Here is a 6,426-nt window from a genome sequence, read left to right as displayed (position 1 = left end):
CAAAAAGACCCCAGTCTCAACCTGACCGGCGAGGATCGGGAGATCACCCCCTACGGCCACGAGTTCGAACGCAATCTCTACTTCCAGCTGCTCGATGAAAAGGGCGGCTTGCTGCTGCGCGCCCCCAGCGCCCCGGATCAGCCGCTGGTCACCCTGGCCATCGGCTTCGACACGGTCGAAAAAGATAATCACCAGTGGCGCACCTTCACCCTCTACAACCAGCAGGAGCAGACCTGGCTGGTGGTGGCAGAACGGGACGACGAGCGCAGCGAACTGGCCAGCAAGATGGCAACCCTCACCATGCTGCCGCTGCTGATCACTCTCCCCTTCCTGCTGGCCCTGCTCTGGTGGCTCATCACCCGCGGGCTGGCCCCCCTGCGCCAGCTGGCCCAGGCCATCAGCGAACGTCACCCCGCCAACCTGAGCCCCCTCAGCCTCAAGATAAGCGCTCAGGAGCTGACCCCCCTCACCAACGAGATCAACCGGCTGATGCAGGCGCTGGCGGAGACCATAGAGCGGGAGAAACAGTTCACCAACGAGGCGGCCCACGAGCTGCGCACCCCGCTGGCGGTGCTGCGGATCCACAGTGAAAATGCCCTTGCGGCCGATGATGACGCCAGCCGCCAGCAATCCCTGCACAAGATGTTGCAGGCCCTCGATCGCAGCGATCGGCTGATCCGCCAACTGCTGACCCAGGCCCGTATCGACAACCAGCAGGGGCTGGTATTGACCGAGCTAGAGGTGGGTCACCTGCTGCAAGGCACCCTGGCAACGCTTGCTCCCATCGCGCTCAAGAAGGATCAGCAGCTGTCGCTGGAGTGTGAATTGCCGCTGCTGGTGATGGGGCAGGCCACCCTGCTCGAGCTGCTGTTCAGTAATCTCATCGACAATGCGCTACGCTACACCCAGCCGGAGGGCGAGATCAGGGTGCGGGTTCAGCGAGAGGGCAACCGGGTGAGGGTGGATGTGAGTGACAACGGCCCCGGCATTCCCGCCAGCGCCTTGCCCCGGCTGTATGAACGCTTCTTTCGGGTCAATCCCCAGCAGGGGGATGGCGTGGGTCTCGGCATGGCCATCGTCTCGCGTATCGCCCAGTTGCACGGCGCCGACCTCGATGTCCACAACCGACCGGAAGGGGGGCTGGAGGTGAGCGTGTTACTCCCGCTGGCAAGATAAGCGATAAGTAAAGAGCCCGCGATGCGGGCTCTTTACTTTCAATGACAATCTGGCTGCACGGTAAAGGTTCGACTGGAGTCCACCGGGCCCAGCTCCGCCAGCAGACGTCGGCCCAGCAGCACCGGATAGATCATCTTGCTGCGATCCCGCAGTGTGAACCACTCCTCATACACCTTGTCCCCCAAGCAGATGGACATGGTCACCGTTGGCCGCTGCTCCATACCGCCCGCCCCGCGCACCGTCACGCTGCGCTCGACCCTCCGCTCGAACTGCTGCTTGACCAGTTTGCCGCTGTCGGCATCGGTCACCACCAGCATGAAGCGCACCCAGGGCTTGCCATCCCGTTTGAATCTGGTGATGGCGCGTGCATCGAGGGAAGAGGTGAGCGCCCCGGTGTCGAGCTTCATCTTCACCGCCACGCCGGTAGGCAAAATAAGCCCCTTTTCGATCCAGCCATAGCTGGTCGGGGTCTCTGCCAGCGCACTGCCACACAGTGCCAGCATCAGGGTGATCCCCACCATCATCTTGCCCATTTTACTGCCCTGCCTTGTCAATCCTGCGCCCAGATCTACCACAGTCCTATTGTGGGTCAATCCGATTTATTTCAGCTACTTGGATAATATCTGGCGGGTCAGGAGAGAGACGACAAAGAGTGGCCGAACGGCGGCCCAAGCGGGCGGGAATATCGCAGGAGAGCAAGGCACCGAACGGTGCTGGATGAAACTGGTGGTTAACCTCAGGTTGTGACGCCAAAGGCTACCACAAGGATTTACAAATTATCAGTCTTGTTCTGAAGGGATTTTTGCCTACACTGTTGTAAACCGGAGGGCCTGAAAACCACCGGTTTTTTTGCGCCTGCCGAAAATTTGCCACTGCAAAAGTGACTTTCAACAAGGCTCAATAAGGAATTTGTAATGCGTATCGAAGAAGACTTGAAGCTCGGTTTCAAGGATGTCCTGTTCCGCCCCAAGCGCTCTACTCTCAAGAGCCGTTCCCAAGTAAGCCTGACCCGTCAGTTCACCTTCAAACACACTCAGACCCAATGGCAAGGCGTACCCGTTATCGCCGCCAACATGGATACCGTCGGCAGCTTTGCCATGGCGCGTACGCTGGCCGGTTTCGAGATGATGACCGCGGTACACAAGCACTACAGCCTTGAGCAGTGGCAAGCTTTCGTCAACGAGACCGACCCGGCGCTGCTGGGCCATGTGATGGTCTCCACCGGCACCTCGGCTGAAGATTTCGCCAAGACCCGCCAAATCCTCGCCATGTCCGAAGCGCTGCGCTTCATCTGTGTCGATGTGGCCAACGGCTACTCCGAACACTTCGTCGAGTTCGTGCGCAAAATTCGTGAAGCCTGCCCCAACCACGTCATTCTGGCGGGCAACGTGGTCACCGGCGAGATGGTCGAAGAGCTGATCCTCTCCGGCGCCGACATCGTCAAGGTCGGCATCGGCCCGGGCTCGGTCTGTACCACTCGCGTCAAGACCGGCGTCGGCTACCCGCAGCTCTCTGCCATCATCGAGTGTGCCGATGCGGCCCACGGCCTCGGCGGCCAGATCGTCGGTGACGGCGGCTGCACCTGCCCGGGCGACGTCGCCAAAGCCTTCGGCGGCGGCGCCGACTTCGTGATGCTGGGCGGCATGCTGGCAGCCCACGAGGAGTGCGGTGGCGAGATCGTCGATGTAGACGGCGAACCCTTCATGAAGTTCTACGGCATGAGCTCCTCCAGCGCCATGGACAAGCACGCCGGCGGCGTCGCCGAGTACCGTGCCTCCGAGGGTAAAACCGTACTGCTGCCCTACCGCGGCCCGGTCGAGAACGCCGTGCGCGACATTCTGGGCGGTGTGCGCTCCACCTGTACCTACGTGGGAGCCAGCCAGCTGAAAGAGCTGACCAAGCGCACCACCTTTATCCGGGTGCGTGAGCAAGAGAACAACGTCTACGGCAAGGAGTAACCTGCCACAGACCGCCGTCACGCGCTGACGGTTAGAAGCCAGTCAACCGGTGTGCTACCCTGCGCACCGGTTTTTTTGCATTTGGAACCCCGAGCCATGACAACTCCCCTGCCCCCGTTTGACTGGGACATCTTCTGCTGCGTCGTCGACAACTTCGGCGACATCGGCGTCACCTGGCGACTCGCCCGCCAGTTAAAGCGGGAGGGGAATATTGCGGCACATGGCGATGAGGTTCAGGTGCGGCTCTGGGTGGACGATCTGGCAAGTTTCGCCCGCATCTGCCCCGGGCTCGACCCGGCGCAGGATGGCCAGTGGGTCGATGGCATCTATATCCAGCACTGGCATGAGACCCTGCCGAGCGACATGACACCGGCCAGGGTGGTGATCGAGGCCTTTGCCTGCGAGCTGCCCGCCCCCTTCATAGAGCTGATGACGAGCCAACCCAGCCCCCCATGCTGGATCAATCTGGAGTACCTCTCGGCGGAGAGCTGGGTCGAGGATTGCCACGGCCTCGCCTCGCCACAGCGAGTTGGCAACCAGAGCCTCAAAAAATACTTCTTCTTCCCGGGTTTTACCGCTAAAACCGGCGGCCTTTTATGCGAGCACGACCTCATCACCGAACGGGAGCAGTGGCAGCAAGATGATGCGGGACTGGCAGCCTACTGGGCAAGCCTCGGTTTGCCGCCCAGACAAGAGCACGAGCTGCGGGTCAGCCTCTTTACCTACGAGAGCGATGCACTGCAAAGCCTGGTCGAGAGCTGGTGCCAGAGCGCCACGCCCGTCACCCTACTGCTGCCGCTGGGGCGCTCTCTCAACGATGTGCTCACCGGTGCCGGTCTGACTGATGCCATCCCTGCAGCCAAAGCTGGGGATCTGCTCCACGCGGGCAACCTCACCATCAAGCTGCTGCCGATGACCGATCAGGCCGGTTACGATCGACTGCTGTGGAGCTGCGATCTCAATCTGGTGCGCGGGGAGGACTCCTTCGTGCGGGCCCAGTGGGCCGCCCGTCCTTTCCTCTGGCATATCTACCAACAGGAGGAGGAGGCCCATCTGGTCAAGCTGGAGCAGTTCCTCGACCACTATATTGCTGATCTGCCTGCCGATTGCGGCCAATGGCTGCGCCGCTTCAATCTGGCTCTCAACCGTGGTGAAGATTGCCGCGAACTCTGGGCCCAATGGCCGCAATATAGCGCGATTTGGCAGCAACATGGGCGACTCTGGTCACAGAAGCTGCTCCGGGATGGGGATCTCGTCACACGGTTGGTGAAATTTTTAGAAAGCCGTATATAATCTGGCAGTTTTTATCCGTCCGTTTCACGAACAGGAATTTTTTACATGAAAACCGCTCAGGAAATCCGCGCTGGTAACGTAGTCATGATCGGCACCGAGCCGATGGTGGTCCAGAAGGCTGAATTCAACAAATCCGGCCGTAACTCCGCCGTGGTCAAAATGAAGCTGAAGGGCCTGCTGAACGGCAGCGCTACCGAGACCGTCTTCAAGGCCGACGACAAGCTGGACGTTGTTCAGCTGGAGCGTAAAGAGTGCACCTACTCCTACTTCTCCGACCCCCTGTATGTCTTTATGGACACCGAGTACAACCAGTACGACGTAGAGAAAGACAACCTGGGTGACGTGCTGAACTACCTGGTAGACGGCATGGAAGATCTGTGTGAAGTGACTTTCTACAACGAGAAAGCCATCTCCGTAGAACTGCCGACCACCATCGTGCGCGAAGTTGAGTACACCGAACCGGCTGCCCGTGGCGACACCTCCGGTAAAGTGACCAAGCCTGCCCGTCTGAAAGGCACTACCTACGAGCTGGCTGTTGCCGCTTTCGTAGAGATCGGTGACAAGATCGAAATCGATACCCGCACCGGCGAATTCAAGCGTCGCGTCAACTAATTGACCACGTTGAATTGATTGCAAAAAAGCGAGCCAACGGCTCGCTTTTTTATTGCCTCCGAGTTGCCATCACACCGCCCGCCTTCAGAAAATCCCGCCGCAGCCGCTAACCCAGATAACCGGGGGAGCACACTATGGCCAGATTATCCTTATCACTGCTGTTATTGACCTTGCTGGCTGGCCATGGGGCAGAGGCGAGCGAGGTCGCCCCCCCCGTTGCCGAGCCACTGCCCCTCGACCACTGGCAAGCCAGCGACTGGAAAGGGTTGCCCGATGCCACCCAGATCGACAAGCAGACGGTGCTGTTCTCCAAACACGACAGTGAAAACTATCTGGGGCTCGCCATTTTACTGCCCGACTGGCAGCGCAGCGGCCAACTGTGGCAACTGACTCGCGCCCTCGGCCGACTGGGTTTTGATACCCTGCTGCTGCTCCCCTCTCCCCAGCAGACCGAACTGGACCCAGCCGCCGAGAAAAAAGCGAAAAACAGCGATGCATTTCGCAAGCAGTTTGCCGAGCGGATCAGCAAGCTGGCCGATGCCAAGCTGCAGGAGGGGGGCTTCAAGCTGATCCTGGCGCAAGGTACCGGCGCCGCCTGGACTGCCAACCTCATCGCCAGCGAACAGTTGCCCGCCCCCGATGCACTGGTGCTGCTCGATGGCTTCTTCCCCAACCAGCAGAGCAACCAGACCCTGGCCAAACAGGTGGCTCAGGCGGCCATCCCGACCTTGGACCTCTATCAGGAGGATGGCGGTCGCTGGCCCCTGCTGGCCGCCGAGGCCCGCAGAAGCGAGAGCCGGCGCAGCAACAAGCTCAACTATCGCCCCTACGCCCTGATGGAGCTGGAGGAGACCCCCACCCGCATTCAGGGCTGGCTCAACCATCTGGGCTGGCTCTAAACCAGCCGCCACCGTGGCGCAATAAAGCGCGCGCCAGCTCACATCTGCCGGATAAAGCCCAACCCTGCCACGGCGACGATCTGGCCCTGACCGCATCCTCTTTGGCATCATGGCCCCTCGACACCAGAAAAATGGCAGGAAGGTCCATGCAGCAAATCGTATTTCTCGACAGCGATACCCTGGATGCGGGCATCACCCTGCATCACCCCGACTTCCCCCACCACTGGCAGAGCTATCCAAGTACTACCCCGGAACAGGTGGTGGAACGGCTCAAAGATGCCAGCATCGCCATCATCAACAAAGTACGGATCGGCGCCGCCGAACTGGCCCAGCTGCCGGAGCTCAAACTCATCGCCCTGGCCGCCACCGGCAGCGACAACGTGGATCTGGAAGCGTGCCGCGCCGCCAACGTCGGGGTGTGCAATATCCGCAATTACTCGGGCCCCTCGGTGCCGGAGCACGCCATGGCGCTGATGCTGGCCCTGTCG

The 6,426-nt window shown here is 60.5% G+C and carries 6 protein-coding genes and 1 pseudogene; 6 read left to right on the top strand and 1 reads right to left on the bottom strand.

The window, feature by feature from the left end; genetic code table 11:
- Nucleotides 1–1,176: ATP-binding protein (locus tag AB5Y85_RS06415; RefSeq protein ID WP_368221283.1), on the top strand; the 1,176-nt coding region annotated here is incomplete at its 5' end.
- Between the two features lie 38 nt (nucleotides 1,177–1,214).
- Here the strand turns inward: AB5Y85_RS06415 and AB5Y85_RS06410 are convergent.
- A complete protein-coding gene (locus AB5Y85_RS06410) occupies nucleotides 1,215–1,709 on the bottom strand; it encodes a RimK/LysX family protein (protein ID WP_181223898.1) in 495 nt (164 codons plus the stop codon).
- 381 nt (nucleotides 1,710–2,090) lie between these two features.
- Here AB5Y85_RS06410 and AB5Y85_RS06405 point away from each other — a divergent pair, with 381 nt between their 5' ends.
- From AB5Y85_RS06405 to AB5Y85_RS06385, 5 genes and pseudogenes are all read left to right on the top strand, one after another.
- Nucleotides 2,091–3,134, top strand: a complete 1,044-nt coding sequence (locus AB5Y85_RS06405) for a GMP reductase (protein ID WP_005348017.1) — start codon at nucleotides 2,091–2,093, stop codon at nucleotides 3,132–3,134.
- Between the two features lie 96 nt (nucleotides 3,135–3,230).
- Nucleotides 3,231–4,427, top strand: a complete 1,197-nt coding sequence (earP, locus tag AB5Y85_RS06400) for an elongation factor P maturation arginine rhamnosyltransferase EarP (RefSeq protein ID WP_257687030.1) — start codon at nucleotides 3,231–3,233, stop codon at nucleotides 4,425–4,427.
- A gap of 45 nt (nucleotides 4,428–4,472) precedes the next feature.
- Nucleotides 4,473–5,039: an elongation factor P gene (gene efp, locus AB5Y85_RS06395; protein WP_005335100.1), complete on the top strand. Its 567-nt coding sequence runs from the start codon at nucleotides 4,473–4,475 to the stop codon at nucleotides 5,037–5,039.
- A gap of 134 nt (nucleotides 5,040–5,173) precedes the next feature.
- Complete coding sequence (locus tag AB5Y85_RS06390) at nucleotides 5,174–5,938, top strand: alpha/beta hydrolase family protein (protein WP_257687031.1); 765 nt, start codon at nucleotides 5,174–5,176, stop codon at nucleotides 5,936–5,938.
- A gap of 146 nt (nucleotides 5,939–6,084) precedes the next feature.
- Nucleotides 6,085–6,426, top strand: a pseudogene (locus AB5Y85_RS06385) (glycerate dehydrogenase); the annotation flags it as partial.

The sequence above is a fragment of the Aeromonas sp. R3-1 genome (genome assembly GCF_040908345.1).
GTDB lineage: Bacteria > Pseudomonadota > Gammaproteobacteria > Enterobacterales > Aeromonadaceae > Aeromonas > Aeromonas veronii.
Note: the sequence above shows the minus strand (reverse complement) of the source record. Positions and strands in the feature narration are given on the sequence as shown.

Excerpts from the sequence above, each read along its gene's own strand:
- AB5Y85_RS06410 (WP_181223898.1), bottom strand. The coding sequence starts at position 1,709 with ATGGGCAAGATGATGGTGGGGATCACCCTGATGCTGGCACTGTGTGGC.
- AB5Y85_RS06405 (WP_005348017.1), top strand. The coding sequence starts at position 2,091 with ATGCGTATCGAAGAAGACTTGAAGCTCGGTTTCAAGGATGTCCTGTTC.
- earP (WP_257687030.1), top strand. The coding sequence starts at position 3,231 with ATGACAACTCCCCTGCCCCCGTTTGACTGGGACATCTTCTGCTGCGTC.
- efp (WP_005335100.1), top strand. The coding sequence starts at position 4,473 with ATGAAAACCGCTCAGGAAATCCGCGCTGGTAACGTAGTCATGATCGGC.
- AB5Y85_RS06390 (WP_257687031.1), top strand. The coding sequence starts at position 5,174 with ATGGCCAGATTATCCTTATCACTGCTGTTATTGACCTTGCTGGCTGGC.